Origin of the sequence: Olivibacter domesticus (genome assembly GCF_900109575.1) — a bacterium.
In the GTDB taxonomy this organism is placed as follows: domain Bacteria; phylum Bacteroidota; class Bacteroidia; order Sphingobacteriales; family Sphingobacteriaceae; genus Olivibacter; species Olivibacter domesticus.
Genome location: NZ_FOAF01000002.1, coordinates 467009 through 483775, shown reverse-complemented (window position 1 = coordinate 483775; position 16767 = coordinate 467009). Strand labels below are relative to the sequence as shown.

General features: G+C 37.9%; 11 protein-coding genes. 6 read left to right on the top strand and 5 right to left on the bottom strand.

Features of this window, described 5'->3' with window-relative positions:
* The first annotated feature begins 202 nt into the window (after window positions 1-202).
* From BMY50_RS12610 to BMY50_RS12595, 4 genes are all read left to right on the top strand, one after another.
* Complete coding sequence (locus tag BMY50_RS12610) at window positions 203-2092, top strand: alpha-L-fucosidase (RefSeq protein ID WP_093324787.1); 1890 nt, start codon at window positions 203-205, stop codon at window positions 2090-2092.
* Between the two features lie 128 nt (window positions 2093-2220).
* Entirely contained in the window at window positions 2221-4803 is a 2583-nt protein-coding gene (locus BMY50_RS28670) for a glycoside hydrolase family 88 protein (protein ID WP_317040843.1), read from the top strand.
* A 22-nt stretch (window positions 4804-4825) separates the two neighbouring features.
* A complete protein-coding gene (locus BMY50_RS12600; RefSeq protein ID WP_093324782.1) occupies window positions 4826-6358 on the top strand; it encodes a DUF4955 domain-containing protein in 1533 nt (510 codons plus the stop codon).
* 68 nt (window positions 6359-6426) lie between these two features.
* Window positions 6427-10638 (top strand): two-component regulator propeller domain-containing protein, encoded by a 4212-nt coding sequence (locus tag BMY50_RS12595; RefSeq protein ID WP_093324780.1) that lies wholly within the window; start codon window positions 6427-6429, stop codon window positions 10636-10638.
* Window positions 10639-10910: 272 nt separating this feature from the next.
* On the opposite strand, the gene BMY50_RS12590 is transcribed toward BMY50_RS12595, so the two are convergent.
* The 3 genes from BMY50_RS12590 to BMY50_RS12580 form a co-directional block, all read right to left on the bottom strand.
* Window positions 10911-11912 (bottom strand): aldo/keto reductase, encoded by a 1002-nt coding sequence (locus BMY50_RS12590; RefSeq protein ID WP_093325799.1) that lies wholly within the window; start codon window positions 11910-11912, stop codon window positions 10911-10913.
* Window positions 11913-12076: 164 nt separating this feature from the next.
* Window positions 12077-12991: a helix-turn-helix domain-containing protein gene (locus tag BMY50_RS12585; protein WP_093324778.1), complete on the bottom strand. Its 915-nt coding sequence runs from the start codon at window positions 12989-12991 to the stop codon at window positions 12077-12079.
* A 37-nt stretch (window positions 12992-13028) separates the two neighbouring features.
* On the bottom strand, window positions 13029-13490 hold the full coding sequence (locus BMY50_RS12580) for a DinB family protein (RefSeq protein WP_093324775.1): 462 nt from the start codon (window positions 13488-13490) through the stop codon (window positions 13029-13031).
* Window positions 13491-13648: 158 nt separating this feature from the next.
* Between BMY50_RS12580 and BMY50_RS12575 the strand changes: the two genes are divergently transcribed.
* Window positions 13649-14515: a lysophospholipid acyltransferase family protein gene (locus BMY50_RS12575; RefSeq protein WP_093324772.1), complete on the top strand. Its 867-nt coding sequence runs from the start codon at window positions 13649-13651 to the stop codon at window positions 14513-14515.
* 93 nt (window positions 14516-14608) lie between these two features.
* Here the strand turns inward: BMY50_RS12575 and BMY50_RS12570 are convergent, their stop codons facing one another.
* Window positions 14609-14851 (bottom strand): hypothetical protein, encoded by a 243-nt coding sequence (locus tag BMY50_RS12570; protein ID WP_093324769.1) that lies wholly within the window; start codon window positions 14849-14851, stop codon window positions 14609-14611.
* A gap of 181 nt (window positions 14852-15032) precedes the next feature.
* On the opposite strand from BMY50_RS12570, the gene BMY50_RS12565 reads away from it, so the two are divergent.
* Window positions 15033-15677, top strand: coding sequence for a hypothetical protein (locus tag BMY50_RS12565; RefSeq protein ID WP_093324766.1), 645 nt, complete (start codon window positions 15033-15035; stop codon window positions 15675-15677).
* A gap of 9 nt (window positions 15678-15686) precedes the next feature.
* Here the strand turns inward: BMY50_RS12565 and BMY50_RS12560 are convergent, their stop codons facing one another.
* Window positions 15687-16763 carry a dipeptidase gene (locus BMY50_RS12560; RefSeq protein ID WP_093324763.1) on the bottom strand — a complete coding sequence of 359 codons (1077 nt, stop codon included), beginning with the start codon at window positions 16761-16763 and terminating at the stop codon, window positions 15687-15689.
* Window positions 16764-16767: the final 4 nt, after the last annotated feature.

The window sequence follows — 16767 nt, the reverse complement described above, 5'->3', positions numbered from 1 at the left end:
AGTAGTTGATTAGGAACAGCAGTCAAGTCGATGATTCAATAATTAGCCAATTTTATAAAATCAGACAATGAAACCATCATGATTTATGCAAACCACACAGGGGTATGCATAAATCTGATAAGCTTCATCGCCACTAAAACCGCCGAAGGCAGCATGAACGCCGTTGAAGACGAACAAGTGGTGAATAAACAAATTTAAACGGATGAAAAAAAGAAAATACATCATACTCCTTCTGTTACTTAGTTTTTCTTGGATACTAAATACAGGATTGTACGCACAGGATGTCGGTGATGAAGGAGCAAAGATGTACAATGACCCAAAAGAAAGAGATTTGGTAGCCATACGGGAGGCGAAAGACGGATGGTGGACGACCTCTATGCAGTCGCATGATCAGCGTATCGTTTGGTGGAGGGAAGCCAAGTTCGGGATGTTTATCCATTGGGGAGTATACTCGTTGGCGGGTGGGGAGTGGAAAGGAAAAGAAGTGGGTGGATATGCGGAACATTTGATGCGAAAAGAAAAAATAAGTCGCGAAGACTATTTGAAGCTTGCGGCTCAATTTAATCCAAGCAAGTTTGATGCAGAAGAATGGGTGTTAGCGGCTAAAAAAGCTGGGATGAATTATTTTATTATTACTGCTAAACACCACGATGGTTTTGCAATGTATGATACCGATTTTTCAGCTTTCAATATCATCAAGCAAACACCCTTTAAGAGAGACCCAATGAAGGAGCTTGCAGATGCATGCAGGAAACACGATATGAAATTCGGCTTTTATTATTCGCATGCTTTTGATTGGGAACATCCGGATGCGCCAGGGAATGATTGGGAATATGATAATCCAGGAGGCGACAAGCTAATAGGAGGAGCCAATTGGTATGATGACCATCCAGAATGGCTTCCTAAAGCGGTAAAATACGTAAATGAAAAGTCAATACCGCAAATACAGGAACTACTGAAAAAGTACCATCCCGATATACTTTGGTTCGATACACCCCACAAATTGCCTTTTTCAGAGAATTTACGCATATTAAAAGCGATCAGAGCAGTAGATGCCAATGTAGTGGTGAATGGTAGGTTGGCACGTAGCGCCCAAGGTAATTTTGGCGATTATCAAAATACGGCTGACAGGCCTGCAGAATTTTTTCCTGTTAAAGGTGATTGGGAAGCTATACCAACCACAAACGAATCTTATGGATATTCAAAATATGATCATAGCCACAAGCCTGCATCTTTCTTTATTCAATTGCTTGCAAAAGCAGCCTCGAAAGGTGGAAATCTTCTTATGAATATTGGCCCCATGGGGGATGGTGCCTTTGATCCAAAAGATACGAAAATATTAGATAGCATTGGTTTATGGATGGATAAGAATAAGGAGAGTATTTTTGATACGAAACCTACCCCGTTGTCTCTACAATCTTGGGGCGTGAGCACACAGCATGCCAACAAGCTTTACTTACATGTTTTCGAATGGCCAAGAGATGGAAGGCTGATCGTTGGCGGTTTGAAAAATGCCATACGTAAGGTTTATTTATTAAATGACTCACAACAAAAATCTTTACGCAATGAAAGAATTACGCAAGAAGATGTACGTATTGAAACACCATTGGATGGGCAAGATCCCGTTAATACGGTTGTGGTAATTGAAATGGAAGATACCGTTGTATTGGCCGATTCCGTTCGACTGTTGTCGTCTACAAATATTAATCGGCTCTTATCTTTTGATGCAACGTTAATAGGGGACGGATTTAAATATGGTGACGGGAAATCAAATAGATATTATGTAGAAGGCTGGAAAAGTACACAGCAAGAAATACAATGGCGGGTGCGTGTACTAAAACCTACTAAGTTTAAAATATCTATTAAATACGTGGCGGAAGGTGTAGGCAATAACTATGCATTTAAAATAAATGATAAGGTTATAAAGGCGCTCACAAAAGAGAATCCACCAAATAAGCCATTTGTATTAGAAGAGCTCGGCGAAGTTGCGTTAGACGAAGAATCAACAGAAATCATCCTGAGAGCGGATGATATAAAAGGCGATGAGCTTATGAAATTATTTGAAATCCAATTAATCCCTATCACTCCTTAATTTTTTTATTTATGAACCCAGCTTTCATCAATAAAAGCGATAGCTGTCGCAATGGAAAGGACAAAAAGATTCACTTCCATAAAAAAATATTTTCAATCATCTGTATCATTTTGTTTACGTGCATACAAATGAGCGCCGCACAGTCAACTTTTCAGGAAGATAACGTTTGGGAACTTGCAGCGACTCAGTCAAAATTGATGTTGTCTGAAATAAATGCGGTTCGTAATATAGATTCATCATTCGTATCACCTAGATCACTAAATGAGAACGATAAACTAATAGCCGTAAAAAGAAGTGATTGGACAAGCGGCTTTTTTCCCGGTGTGCTGTGGTATTTATATGCGCACACAAAAGATTCAACTTGGGAGCAGGCTGCAAGAAAATATACGGCTTTGATACAAGACGAACAATACAATGGTAAAACCCATGACATGGGCTTTAAGATCTATTGCAGTGTAGGGAATGGTTATCGATTGAGCAGTGATACCAATTACAGAAAGATTCTTATACAAGCTGCAAAAACATTGTCTACTCGGTTTAATCCAACCGTTGGTTGCATAAGGTCATGGGACCACAATAGCGACAAATGGGATTTTCCTGTTATTATCGATAATATGCTTAACCTAGAGTTGTTATTCGAGGCCACAAAACTAACGGGCGACTCTTCCTTTTATAAAATAGCTGTTAGCCATGCCAACACCACCATGAAGAACCATTTTCGGGCTGATTACAGTACCTATCATGTAATCGATTACAATCCTAATACGGGTGCGGTAAGGAAGAGGAACACTCATCAAGGTTATCAAGATGAATCGACTTGGTCGCGCGGACAAGCATGGGCACTATATGGTTATACGATGTGCTACCGTGAAACGGGTGATCTGCGTTATTTGAATCAAGCAGATCGGGTAGCAAAGTGGCTGTTTAACCATCCCAATATGCCTGCCGATGGAGTACCCTATTGGGATTTCAATGCACCGGAGATTCCCAATGAACCGCGTGATGTTTCTGCTGCAACGGTGATTGCTTCAGCTTTGTATGAGTTAAGCACTTTTAGCAAAGAAAAGGAGCTGTATCTTCAACGGGCAGATAAAATAATAAATAGTCTATCACAGCATTATCTGGCCAGAAAAGGTGAAAATAAAGGCTTTATCTTATTGCATAGCACGGGTTCCAAACCTTCTGGAACGGAAGTGGATAAGCCGCTCAGCTATGCAGATTATTATTTTTTGGAGGCATTGCAGAGAAGAAAAAAGTTAAATGACGGGTTTGTTACTTCACGTTATGTAAAGCTTAGTCCGGCAGGAGAGCTATTATATTTTGCCGATGAAAAAGGGAATACAATACCAGATTTTAGCCGAGTGGGTTATCATCAGGGTAGAAATGAAATCCCTGATGTTTCTGTGAAAATTACACTATACCCTTCCAAAGAGGGGAAAGATCCGCAGCAGATCCAGGAGGCTATTGATAAAGTGTCTGCTATGAGGCCCGATAATAAAGGTTTTAGGGGAGCTATACTTTTAAAAAAGGGGGTATATAACATTCCGGGAACAATAAAAATCAACGCCAGTGGAATTGTTTTGAAAGGAGAAGAGAATGGTGATCGAGGCACTAAGCTCATAGCATCTGGTAAGGGAAAAAGATCACTTATCATCGCTTCAGGAAAGGGTGTGATGCAAGAAGAATTAGACAGTAAGCAAGAAATTACAGATGATTACGTACCTGTAGGTGCTCATTCGTTTAGTATCGCTTCTACGAAGGCGTTTAAAGAGGGGGATAAAATTATCTTACTTAGGCCCGGTACAGAAACCTGGATCCGCGCTATACACATGGATAAAATTGTAGCAAGAGAAGGTACGAAGCAATGGAAAGCGGCCGAATATGACCTGAAATTCGAGAGAACCATAACTAAAATAGAAGGTAATAAAGTTTTTCTCGATAATCCTATTTTAATGGCAATGGATAAACGATTTGGCGGGGGAGCAATCTATCATTATAGCTTTGATGGAAGAATCAAGGAGGTGGGCATTGAAAATATACTGTTTGAATCAGATTATGTAGGTGAAGAAGATGAAGATCATGGATGGATAGCTGTTAGTTTCGATAAAATAGAAAACGCTTGGATCCGCAATATAACCGCTAAATATTTTGGATATGCTGCAGTTAGTTTAGAAAGTGGGGCGAAACAAATAAGCGTATTAAATTCAAGCTGTTTGGACGCAAAATCCATCATTACAGGAGGTAGAAGATATTCTTTTAATAATAACGGACAGCTAAATCTATTTATGAATTTGTTTGCTACGGAGGGACGGCATGATTACGTTACAGGTGCTCGGGTGCTGGGACCTAACGTTTTTTATAACTGTAAAGCGGAACGAACACATGCTGATATCGGGCCACACCATCGTTGGGCGGTAGGTACACTCTACGACAATATCACTACAGATGGAGAAATCAATGTGCAAGATAGAGGGAATTGGGGTAGCGGTCATGGTTGGGCTGGTGTAACGCAAATAATCTGGGCGAGCACTGTTAAAAGAGCTGCTGTACAAAATCCTTGGGGCGCAGGCAAAAATTATAGCATTGGTTTAAAAGGGGGGAAATACGAGGGCAGACTTTCAGAAAGGCCTGACGGAGTATGGGAAGGCCATAACGCGGAAAAATTAGAGATACCTTCTTTATACGAAGCCCAAGTGCGATCAAATAAATAGCAATTATAAATAAGGATGTTTTATGAAGATTTTTATCTGCCTTTTTTGTTTAAAATTAGCGCTACTGAATTGCAATATTTACGCTCAAACGCTAGCGCCGCTTTGGAACGACTATGTAGCGGCAAAGGCAAAAGGAGAAACTCCTTTTTTACCTGATTTCTCTTTTGCTGGTTATCATTTTTCTGAAAAACCATTACCCGATGTTTCGGAAATTCGTTATTTTAACGTGCTTGACTATGGCGCTTTGCCCGACGATGGTAAATACGATGACTTAGCTATACAAAAAGCAATAGACGCCGCTCAAATGGCTGGTGGAGGAGTGATATTCTTCCCCAAAGGAAGATATAATATTAGTCCAGATAGTGATAATAGCAAAAGTATCGAGATCTCCAGTAGCAATATCATATTAAAAGGAAGTGGGGCTGGCAAAGGAGGGACAGAGATCCTGATGGACAGCATGCGCATAGGTAAAAGACAATTTCATTTCAGTCCTATCTCCCCTGGGCAAAAAAAAATCGCTACAATAAAAGCAGATGCTTTAAGGGAAAGTTTTTGGGTAGAAGTAGATGATTTAAGTCGTTTAGAAATCGGGAAACAGGTCGTATTAAGCCATCAAAGTGAAACATATACGAGACATTATTTCGGCGATCTTCCCTTAGCAGATGAATGGACGAGATTGTTTGGGGAAAAAGGAGGGATGAGAATTGCTGAAATACATACGATCGAAAAGATTGAAGGGAAACGCGTGAAATTCAAAAATCCAATTCATCTAGATATTATACGAATAAAAGATGCGGATTTTGAACTGCATTCATTTACGGCAATTAGCGAATGTGGTATAGAAGATATTATGTTTTCTGGGAATTGGAATCAATACCCAGAGCAGTTTGAACATCATAAGAATGCAATTCACGACAGCGGTTGGTGCGGAGTTTCTATGGAATATGTAACCGATAGTTGGATCAAAAATTGTGTGTTTAACAATATGAACGAGGGTATTTTCATTCGTGCAGGTTATAAAGTTAGTGTAGATAATGTTGTATTCACAGGTAAAAAAGGGCATAGCTCTGTTCATGCACGTGGAGGTTACGGCGTATTGATAAATAATTGCCGTTTTGAAGCAGGGAATCATCACGGCCCGGGAACAGGTTATGGGGGAGTGGGAACGGTAATCACTAATTGTATCATGCAACCCGACCAAAATATTGATAGTCATTCCGGACAGCCCTATGCAACACTATTCGATAATACCACTGGGGGCATTTTTAAAAACATTGGAGGACCATTGCCCGGCTTACCACATCATGGAAAGTATTTGGTTTTCTGGAATTTCAAACATCAATCTACGTTTGATTTTCATTATAAGTTTTGGGATGTTAATCGAAGGCGGAACCATACCTTTGCTAAGCCAGTTTTTGTGGGCTTTAAAGCTGATCGTCAAATTACTTTTGAAGATGAGGGAATAAATCAGCTCCAAGGAATACAAGCCAGTCCTCAATCATTATTTGAAGCACAATTGAAATTGAGACTGAACCAAGCAGATAAGCTAAATTAGCTATCTAATTGACCTTTTATTAATGACATATTTATTTTACCTTTAGGTACCTAATTATTATAAACGTTATGATGTTGTACCGCTGTAAGGTTTGTCTATTTCTTTTATTTAGCGCTATCGTATTTTCAACTTTTGCACAATCTAATAACGTCAAGTTTATTCACCTGGACGTAACAGAAGGTTTGTCGCAAGGTAGTGTATTTGCCATTAATCAAGATTATAAAGGTTTAATATGGATAGGTACAAGAGATGGCTTAAATAAATATGACGCTCAAAAATTTAAAGTCTATCGAAATAAACCAGACGATAGCACATCTCTCAGTGATAATTTTGTCCAATCGATTGTTCAAGATAGTAAAGACAGACTTTGGGTTGGAACCGGTAGTGGCTTAAATCTATATAATAGAGCTTTTGATAATTTTCAACGTATACAGCTCGCCAATTTTGAAACATCAACCTCTGAGGTAGAGCCTGCCGTTCACGCCATCATGGAAGATCATTATGGTAAAATATGGATTGCAACCAACCAGGGATTATTTCGAATAAAGGAATCAAAAGAGCAAACGATTACTGCGGAATTAATATTTAATACACTTCAAATTAAAACCGGCGAGCGTACTCAAAACTTCAAAAATATTAGGTATTTGCATGAAGATAGTGACTTTAACTTTTGGATTTGTACCGACGAGGGCCTGATACAGGCAATTTATCAACCTAAGCAAAGTAGTAAGCTGCGGATTTTGAACCACTACTTTAGCGATATTCAGGATGTATCACCTAATAATCACGGAATTACCACCATCGCTGAAATAAGCAAGAACACATTTTGGGTGGGAACAAAACATAAGGGAATCTTTATACTTAATAAGCAGACGGGTACTTACTCAAATATGGTACATACGGAAAATGTTCCTCATGCACTTCCCAGCAATGACATTCGCTCCCTTTTAAAAGATAGGAAAGGACGCTTATGGATAGGTACCTTTAATGGACTGAGCTTATATGATAAGGGTAAATTTCAGACTTTTCTTGCTAGTGATAACAATGAACATAGTCTTAGCAATAATTCAGTGCGACCAATTTTCCAAGATAAAAGAGGTTCTATTTGGATAGGGACGTATTTCGGTGGAGTAAGTATAATTGACACTGATATTCCGAATTTTAAAAATTTTACACATAAATTTCAGCACAATGCCTTGAGTTATAATGTTGTTAGTTCTTTCGAAGAAGATGAAAAAGGTAATTTGTGGATAGGAACTGAGGGAGGTGGGCTCAATTATTTTGATATACGGAATGGGACTTTTAAAAGCTTTTTACATCGTCAGAATGACCCTTCCTGTTTAAATCATAATAATGTGAAATCCCTTTGCCTAGATAGAGAGGGAGATTTATGGGTTGGCACTTACCAAGGTGGATTAGACCTATTGAGAAAAGGATCAAACAGATTTGAACATATAACGAACAATCCAAAAGACAGTAGATCGCTTGCGAACAATAGTGTTTACGCGCTATTGGAAGACAAAAATGGCGACCTTTGGATAGGAACCTATGGTGGCGGATTAAATGTGAAACGCCGTAACAGTAATGCGCAAACATTTGATTTGTATGCCGAAGAAAATGGAGGAATAACTGGTAATCAAATTCGTGTTATATATGAAGACTCGCAAAACAACTTATGGGTTGGTACGCAGAATGGACTCAATTTAAAACGGAAGGGCAGCAATAAATTTGAATTCTTTAAAAAGGAACCTGGAAATCTTCAATCAATTAGTGGGAATTTAATTATCAGCATTTATGAAGACAATAACAAAAATATTTGGATAGGTACCTATAAAGATGGCTTGAATAAATATGATCACCGTACGGGAAATTTTACCCATTATAACGAAAACGATGGCTTGCCGGGAAACAATATTTTTGGGATTATCGAAGACAAAACGAATAACCTTTGGTTAAGTACAAATGCTGGGATATCGAAGTTTAATCCTCGTACCGGTTTTATTCGAAACTATACAAGTGTAGACGGTTTGGTGGGTGATGAATTTATTTTTGGAGCGCACCATAAGATGGCAAATGGTAGTTTCGTCTTTGGTAGCTCTTTAGGGTTCACCTTATTTAATCCTGATAGTATGCGGATAAATAATTACGAGCCACCTGTGATTTTTACAGATTTTAAGCTTTTTAATAAAAAAAAATATCCAGCTAAAGGCGAAGTATTAGAAAAAGATATTTCGCTAACAAAAGAACTTACACTTAATTACAAGCAACATGTTTTTACCATAGCATTTGCAGCATTAAACTATATTCTTCCAGAAAAGAATAGATATGCTTACTTGCTTAAAGGATTCGATGAAGAATGGAACTATGTGAACACGCCTTCCGCAACCTATACCAATTTAGATCCTGGTACATATACCTTTATGGTAAAAGGTGCAAATAACGATGGTATTTGGAGCAGGAAACCAGCAATTTTAAAAATCCATATCCTTCCTCCACCGTGGAAGACTTGGTGGGCCTACAGTTTATACCTAATTTTTGGTGCTATAATAGCTTATTTGTTAGTGCGTTTTTTTAAAACTAGAAATAAACTAAAACAAGATTTATTAATAGAACATCTGGCTTTAGAAAAACAGCAAGAAGTACATGAAGCCAAATTGAACTTTTTTACTAATATCTCACATGAATTTAGAACACCTTTGACCTTAATATTAGGCCCTATTGAGCGTTTGTTAAATGAGCGTGAAGTACAAGACCACTTTAAACCTTTGTTAAGTAATGCTAAAAAAAATGCAGACAGGCTATTAAGTCTGGTTAACCAGTTATTGGACTTTAGAAAACAAGAAAGTGGAAATTTAACACTTCAGGTGTCGTCTGTGCGTATTCTTCAATACTTAACCACCATTATCGATAACTTTGAATATTATGCGCAGAAAAAGGATATAGAGTTAATCGTTGATGTGCAAAATAACGTTCATTTAAAGGTATGGATTGATGAAGAACAGATGGAAAAAGTATTGTCCAATTTACTATATAATGCCTTTAAGTTTACACCCGATGGCGGTAAAATTAAACTAAGTATTAAAGTGAACGATCCTTCCTTAGATTATCCGGCAGGAAGTTTTTATATAAACATAGAAGATACCGGATGTGGTATTCCTGATCACGATCTACATAATATTTTTAATCAGTTCTATCAATTGAATAACCATTATGAAGATCAGCACAATATAGGATCTGGTATTGGTTTAGCGTTATCCGAAAGTTTAGTTAAAACACATCAGGGGAAAATATTTGTAAAGAGTAATTTAGCGGATGAGTCCAATTGTTTTAATACCTGTTTTACCATAGAATTACCGCTTGGAAATACTCATGTTAAGGAACCTCATCTTTTAGCGGAAGCTATTGATACAATAGGGTATACGTACAATCGGGAAACAGTATCCGAAGTGAAATCGCATGAGCAGAATGACGCCAACCAGGAAACGCCACATATTGATGGCAACAAACCTACCATTTTGATAGTGGAGGACAATGCAGACCTAAGAAAGTTTGTGTTGGAGGGTTTAATAAGTAAATACATAGTATTGGAGGCGGTTGATGGAATAGAAGCGTGGGAAATTATTGAAAGCGTGCAACCGGACATTGTACTTAGTGACGTCATGATGCCACGGTGCGATGGGATAGAGTTGCTGGAAAAAATAAAATCAAATAGGGAAACCAATCACATTCCGGTACTTTTGCTTACTGCACGTACTGCTATCCCCTATGTGAGAAATGCGCTTGAAAAAGGGAGTGATGATTACATTACCAAACCATTTAATTTTGATGTGCTATGTTTAAAGATAGCGAATATTTTGGAGGCTAGAAAGCGGTTTATGGAAAAGTTTATCCGTGAATATCTTTTGGAGCCACAGAAAGACGAGGAAGTAGTGAAAACAAACTCTTTTTTGGATGAGGTAATAAAAATTGTGGAAACAAATTTAGCAAATGAAGAATTTAATGTAAACATTTTGGCTCGTGAGGTTGGTGTTAGCCGCACAGTACTTTATAGAAAACTGAAACAACTCACTGGGTTGAACCTGATTGAGTTTATTAAACTTATTAGATTGAGGAAAGCTTCACAATTACTTAAAAGCAGTAATGAGCTGAGCATCAGTGAAATTGCTTATAGAGTTGGATTTAACGATCCAAAATACTTCAGTAAATCATTCAAAGCCTTTTATAAAGTATCACCTAAGGAGTATATACATACGAGCTTACCGGAAATTTATAATAATTAGCACTAACACTGCCAATGAGGTGTGTTTTTTTCATCACTTGTCAGTTAAGGTATTTAAGCTTCTCGCCCGCTGGCTCGAGGTTTTCGCAAAAAGATACCCAAAACCGACCAGAGGGGACTCCTGAACACCTGTTGAAACAAACATTTTAGCTCCATCCACTAAATTTGTTCACTAACAAATGTATAAGCGATGTTTGGACTGGTTTAACGAGCTGATATTTAATCTTATATAACGTATTTGTAGGAGGTGAAATTTCACCTCCTACAAATTGATTAGTTATTCACGAGCTTTAAAGCACCTTCAGTATAACGCGCGCCCGTATTTGGATATTTTTTAATTAATTTTTGTATTTCTTCGAGATCTATTTGGGAAAGCTCGACGTCTACTGCCTTGGCATTTTCTTCTAAGTACTTTCTCTTTTTGGTACCAGGGATTGGAATAATATCGTCCCCTTGGGCTAAGACCCAAGCCAAGGCCAGTTGGGCAGGTGTCGCATTCTTTTCAGCGGCTATTGCAGCAAATGCTGCTGCCAACGATTGATTATTTGCTAGATTCTCTCCGCTGTACCTAGGTAATGTTTTTCTGAAATCTGTGTCTGCTAGACTATTTACGTCTAATGTATTCGTAACAAGACCGCGTGCTAGCGGAGAGTAGGGAACTAACGATACATTTAAGGATCTTACAGTTTCCAAGATTTCGCCTTCAACATCTCTCGTTAAAAGAGAATATTCACTCTGTAACGCTGCAATAGGATGCACTGCGTAAGCTTTTCTCAGTGAACTTGCAGAAGCCTCACTTAATCCTAAATAACGCACTTTACCTTCTTTTACGAGCTCGGCCATTGCGCCAACCGTTTCCTCGATAGGAACGTTTGGGTCAACCCGATGGGCATAATATAAATCGATTGTGTCTATTTTTAGCCTTTTTAAACTGTTTTCGATCGCTATTTTTATCCATGCAGGCGATCCATCGAAATAAGTTCCTGAAGCATTGCTCGGGCCAGCGATATTGTCTTTAAAACGGAAACCAAATTTTGTTGCGATAAAAATCTTATCTCTATTGGGCACAAGAACCTTTGATATAAGCTCTTCATTTAATCCATTGGCATACATATCTGCTGTATCCCAAAAGTTAATACCCAGGTCAAGTGCTTTATGAAGCGTGGCAATGCTCTCTGTATCATCCGTTGGACCATAGGCAAAACTCATGCCCATACATCCTAACCCTACAGCTGATAGCTTTTCTGTTGTGTTGCTTAAATTTCTGTATTTCATCTCCTTGTTTTTTTCAGATAGAGCCTTTGATGAATAGCACATCATACCCCTATGTGGTTAACGATGATCTTATTTCATGTTGGTTCATATCTTTCTATTTTTATCAAAATTAAGGTGTAGATCCCATGATTTATCTACAATAATCAAACGGGTTATTATAAAATTCACACATGTATATATTGCTCTCTAAAAATTCCAGGTGTCATCTTAGTTTGTTTTCTGAAAAAATTGTTGAAGTAAGGTGGATAAGAAAAACCTAAACTGTAGGCAATCTCGGATATTGTCCAATCCGAGTGTAATAAAAGGGCCTTTGCTTCTTTGATAAGTCTTTCTGCAATATGTTGTGTGGTAGTTTTGCCTGTAGTTTCTTTAATAGAGCGATTCAAATGATTCGCGTGAACAGCTAGAATATTTGCATAATCTTGTGCTGTTCGGAGTTGTAGGGTCCTTTCCTGGTTATCTATTGGGAATTGCCGCTCTAAAAGGTCAAGAAACAAATCGCATACTCTTGAAGCAGAAGAGTGCGGTTGATAGGTTTCAGCGGGTTGCATTTTCATTGCTTCATGGATGATCAAATGTAAATAATTGCGAAGCAATTCATATTTGTGAGCATAGGATGTTGCTATCTCCACCATCATTTTTTCAAATATGTCGCTAATAATTTTGCATTGACTATCGTTTGTAAAAAAGAGAAAATCTCCACCGATTTTAAAGAGAGGGAGTTGATGGAGCAAGAAATGCTGGTTATCTGACTGTAGAAAAGAGCTTGTGAAAAGGCAAAAATAACCTTCCTGCTTATCACTTATAGCCTCCCAGGAATAGGGTGTAGAGGGATTGGAAAATAGCAAAGCAGGCCGGTCTATGTCTACCCATTTATCTGCGTAGTATAACCTGCCCGTTCCTATTATCAAGGATATTTTATAAAAGTCGCGCCGTGAGTAGGGAGTCGACTTAAAGCAATTTTCGCGCGTAAAAACATTGAAATGTCCTAAGCCATTGGCATTATTGGCCGACAGGCCGAAAGGGTTTGCCCTTGGATTTCTATTGTAAAAATCTTGTATGCTCTCTGCTTTGTTCATGATTACGAGTTGTAAAATTCAATCCAAGGAGGTAACGTTATAAGTGCCTTTTAAGAGCAATTATAGCGCCTCTATGAAGGCCTTCATGAAAAGGTAAAAATGCCAATGCCTCTTCAAATGTAGAAATGGTGTTGCCATATGGAGTAGTCCATTCCTCATAATTAACGAATATTTTGTTGTTATAGTCTTCTTCCAACCGATCTACGCTCCATAATAAAAGCCTTTTAATTTCTATGGCTTCTTTCTCTTCTATTAAAAACTCCGGTTTAGTGCCTTTTTGATACTTCCCTATAAATTCACTCGAAACAGGAGGTTGAAGCCCAGATCTTATGTATAAGATACGTTGATCGGTCGCTACTAAATGTCCCAAATTCCAAATGATATTGTTGTTAAATCCAGTTGGTATTTCATTTAGTTGCTTTAATGTTAATGCTTCCGTGAAGGCGAGAATAGCTGTTCTGATGTGTCTGAATATGTATGTATTGTGTTGATCTTTCATTCCTTTATTCTTTATTGTCTAAATTGTTCTCCCACTAAATAATTTTGTATTTAAACTTAGTGAATTTGGTTTTCATAAACAATTATTGAGAGGGCCTATTAAATTATTTAATAGGGGGATCATCGAAAGTAGTTGTCATATCAGTAAATGTATTTATTATGTTTGCTGTGATCAATTTAATTTCATTACGAATTTTACGTTATAGGTTTACGCTTATCGTAACGTTTTATAGGCTGCTGGCTACCATGCTGTACCTTTATGTTGCGTATGTTAAAGCTTATAGAAAACAGGTTATCTCGATTAATCTTAGGCAATCATTTCAAGGCATTTCCTTAAAAAGAGAGCAACAGCTAATAAGAGGCTACTACCGACATATTTGTGATTTGCTCGTTGAACCTTTCATGGCTTCAAACTTAGGCTATTCATCTATTGGAAGTATCGTACAATACAAAAACTTACAATTATTAAACGAGTTGTTTGAGAAGAAAAAAGATGTCATTCTTATGTTGGCGCATTACGGTAATTGGGAATATGTCAATACACTGCCTGCTGTTTGCAATTATGAGATAATAGCTATTTACGCTCCCTTAAAAAATAAATTTCTCCACGATAACATGCTTCGTTTAAGGAAGAAATTTGGTTTAAAATTGGTTTGTAAAGATGAATGGCATAAAGTAATCAGAGAGAAGAGAGAAAAACCTGCATTGTTTATCATTATTGGTGATCAACGACCAGCGTTAGAAAAACATAGCCTGGAGTTTTTAAATCAGAAAACATATATCCAGATTGGTGGCGAACGAATCGCTCGCATGAAAGCATGTCCAGTGCTGTTTTTGGATATAGAAAGGACAAGAAGAAATCATTATGTTTACGATTTTCAGCTTATTACAGTAGATGCAAGCAAAGAAGAACATTTATTTATTTCGAAAAGATATTTTCAGGAATTGGAAAAAGTAATCAACAATAGGCCCGAGTTATGGCTCTGGTCACATCGTAGGTGGTATACCGAATCATATGTTAACTAATCTAATAGCTATTTTAACTGCAATATGCTTGATGCTTTTGATAGGAGTATTTATAGTAATTAAAGCTTTTTTGAAAGTGATAGCAAAATAGGGCTAAGGGGTCTTATCTTCAATAGCCTGCCCAATAACTTTTACACTTTGGTCGTCCAAGTTGCCCCAAAGTTGAACCCAAGTACCGTTAGATTCTCTACGAACCTCAGCAATTTGGTGCTGATTCTCAAGGCACACATAGTAAGGCGCGCCATCTGTTGTTTCCCGAGGACTTACTATAAGCCTTCTTGAATTTCCTGTGATACTAACATTGATCTCGAAGGAAGTTTCATCTGTGTGTACCATATCTATCTGTATTATTGCGTAATTGTTGTATGCCTTGTATCAATTAATTTTGATGAACCTTTTTTGTTTAAGGCTAATTAAAAAACAGTTAAACACTAATATTGTTTGTATATTAGTGTTATCAGTCAGTGAGACGTATAAGAGAAATTATACGTAAAAAGGGGTAATCAATTATTTACTTATGATAGCTTCTAACGAGAATAGGTGGTTTAGAATAGGCATAGCGATTATAGTCGTTGTATTATGTATCGGCCTTGTGAAGGTGTTAGTACCTAACTTGTTTCTTAAAAAAATAGAAGGTAAAGTAATAGAGATCAAACAGAAATATAGCAATGAAGGAAACGAAAAGCTATTGATCTTAAGCTTAAAAAACCAGCCAATCGTTAGCCACCAATATGTTAATAAAGATTATTTGCCAAGTCCACACATAAATGACCTAAAGGAATACACCTATTTAATTACTTATGCTTCTAAAGGAGGCGACGAGAAGACCTTTTATGGATTAGAAGTAACGAATGGAAAGATTATTCAATCAAAAAGGTGGGACCTATTTAGTGCTTATTTAAATCACTCCTTAGTTGTTTTTATGCTTGTTGCTATACCCCTAGCTCTTTATAGCATTTATCGTAAAAGTTTATTAAAAGGCCGAAAAAATGTTATCATATTATTTTTTTATAGTCTCATGCTCGCTTATGTTTGGGGGAATTTACATTTCTTTCTAATGATAGTGCTTGTGTTAGGTTTAATAAGATTAGGGAAAAACCTGTCAGATCAAAGAAAAGAGCAGGTTGTCAATGATTCTGTTGACATACCTACCCAAACGTAATGATAGCTGTTAGTTTTTCCAAGCTTTTCTTAAAAAACGGAGCCAATTTCCGTGAAATATATTAGCAACATCCGTTGAAGAATACCCTCTATCGATAAGCTTACCACTGAGCAACTGTAGATCACTAATTGTGTTTAAGTCATATGGACACTGTTCTTTACCAAATGCACCATCTAAATCAGAGCCAATACCAATATGTAGGCAATTGCCAGCCAGTTGACAGATATGATCCATATGATCGATGAGTACATCGAGGTTGCATTGCATCTCTAGCGGGGTGGATATGCCTCTCTGCCAATTTGGAACCATCATCCAGGCATCCATTGCGCCACCGATCACAGCACCTCTCTCAATAAGCACTTTGATCTGCTCATCACTAAATTGCCTGTTATGGTTTACCAACGCTCTGCAGTTGTTATGGCTTGCCCATAAAGGGCCATTGAAATGGTCAAGAGCTTCCCAAAAACTATCGTCGCACAGGTGTGTGGTATCTAAAATGATGTTTAATCTTTCCATTTCCTTTAAAAGGCGACGGCCCTCCGTTCCCATAAATCCAGTTGCATCCGTTCCTTGGGCATAACGGCCAGGGCCATAGTGTGCTGGCCCAACAGCACGAAGACCATTTTGCCAAGCTATATCTAGATGTTCAACATTAACCAGTGAGTCAGCTCCTTCTAAACTTAAAATATAACCGATAGGTTTAGCGTCGGAGGAAATGGTATCATCCATCCATAATTGAATATGTGCTTCTAAGGAGGGAAGATCTGTAATTTGAATCATCTCTCCTCTCTCTTCCATCGCTTTATACCAAGCCAGTTGTCCTTGTGTCTGTGCCCAGGCCTGCTCTGGTGAATGCCATCCAGGCAATGGGTTGTTAGGAGCAACGTAACGTGCAATTTGCGTAGCTACCACGAGACCTATATTACCTTTGCGCAGTTCAGGTAAAGAAACGACCCCCTTGGAGCGATCTGGTTTGTCCGTTAACCCTTCTTCCCGGCGATTTATCTCAGCGATCGGACGCGTTAAATCACGGTTCCATTCCAGCGCATTCATGCTTAAATCGAGGTGTGCATCTATTAAGAACATATTT

Bases quoted from the DNA above. Each gene is read 5' to 3' on its own strand.
- BMY50_RS12570 (WP_093324769.1), bottom strand. From the start codon at position 14,851: ATGGTACACACAGATGAAACTTCCTTCGAGATCAATGTTAGTATCACA.
- BMY50_RS12565 (WP_093324766.1), top strand. From the start codon at position 15,033: ATGATAGCTTCTAACGAGAATAGGTGGTTTAGAATAGGCATAGCGATT.
- BMY50_RS12600 (WP_093324782.1), top strand. From the start codon at position 4,826: ATGAAGATTTTTATCTGCCTTTTTTGTTTAAAATTAGCGCTACTGAAT.
- BMY50_RS12610 (WP_093324787.1), top strand. From the start codon at position 203: ATGAAAAAAAGAAAATACATCATACTCCTTCTGTTACTTAGTTTTTCT.
- BMY50_RS28670 (WP_317040843.1), top strand. From the start codon at position 2,221: ATGAGCGCCGCACAGTCAACTTTTCAGGAAGATAACGTTTGGGAACTT.
- BMY50_RS12560 (WP_093324763.1), bottom strand. From the start codon at position 16,763: ATGTTCTTAATAGATGCACACCTCGATTTAAGCATGAATGCGCTGGAA.
- BMY50_RS12585 (WP_093324778.1), bottom strand. From the start codon at position 12,991: ATGAACAAAGCAGAGAGCATACAAGATTTTTACAATAGAAATCCAAGG.
- BMY50_RS12595 (WP_093324780.1), top strand. From the start codon at position 6,427: ATGATGTTGTACCGCTGTAAGGTTTGTCTATTTCTTTTATTTAGCGCT.
- BMY50_RS12575 (WP_093324772.1), top strand. From the start codon at position 13,649: ATGTTTGCTGTGATCAATTTAATTTCATTACGAATTTTACGTTATAGG.
- BMY50_RS12590 (WP_093325799.1), bottom strand. From the start codon at position 11,912: ATGAAATACAGAAATTTAAGCAACACAACAGAAAAGCTATCAGCTGTA.
- BMY50_RS12580 (WP_093324775.1), bottom strand. From the start codon at position 13,490: ATGAAAGATCAACACAATACATACATATTCAGACACATCAGAACAGCT.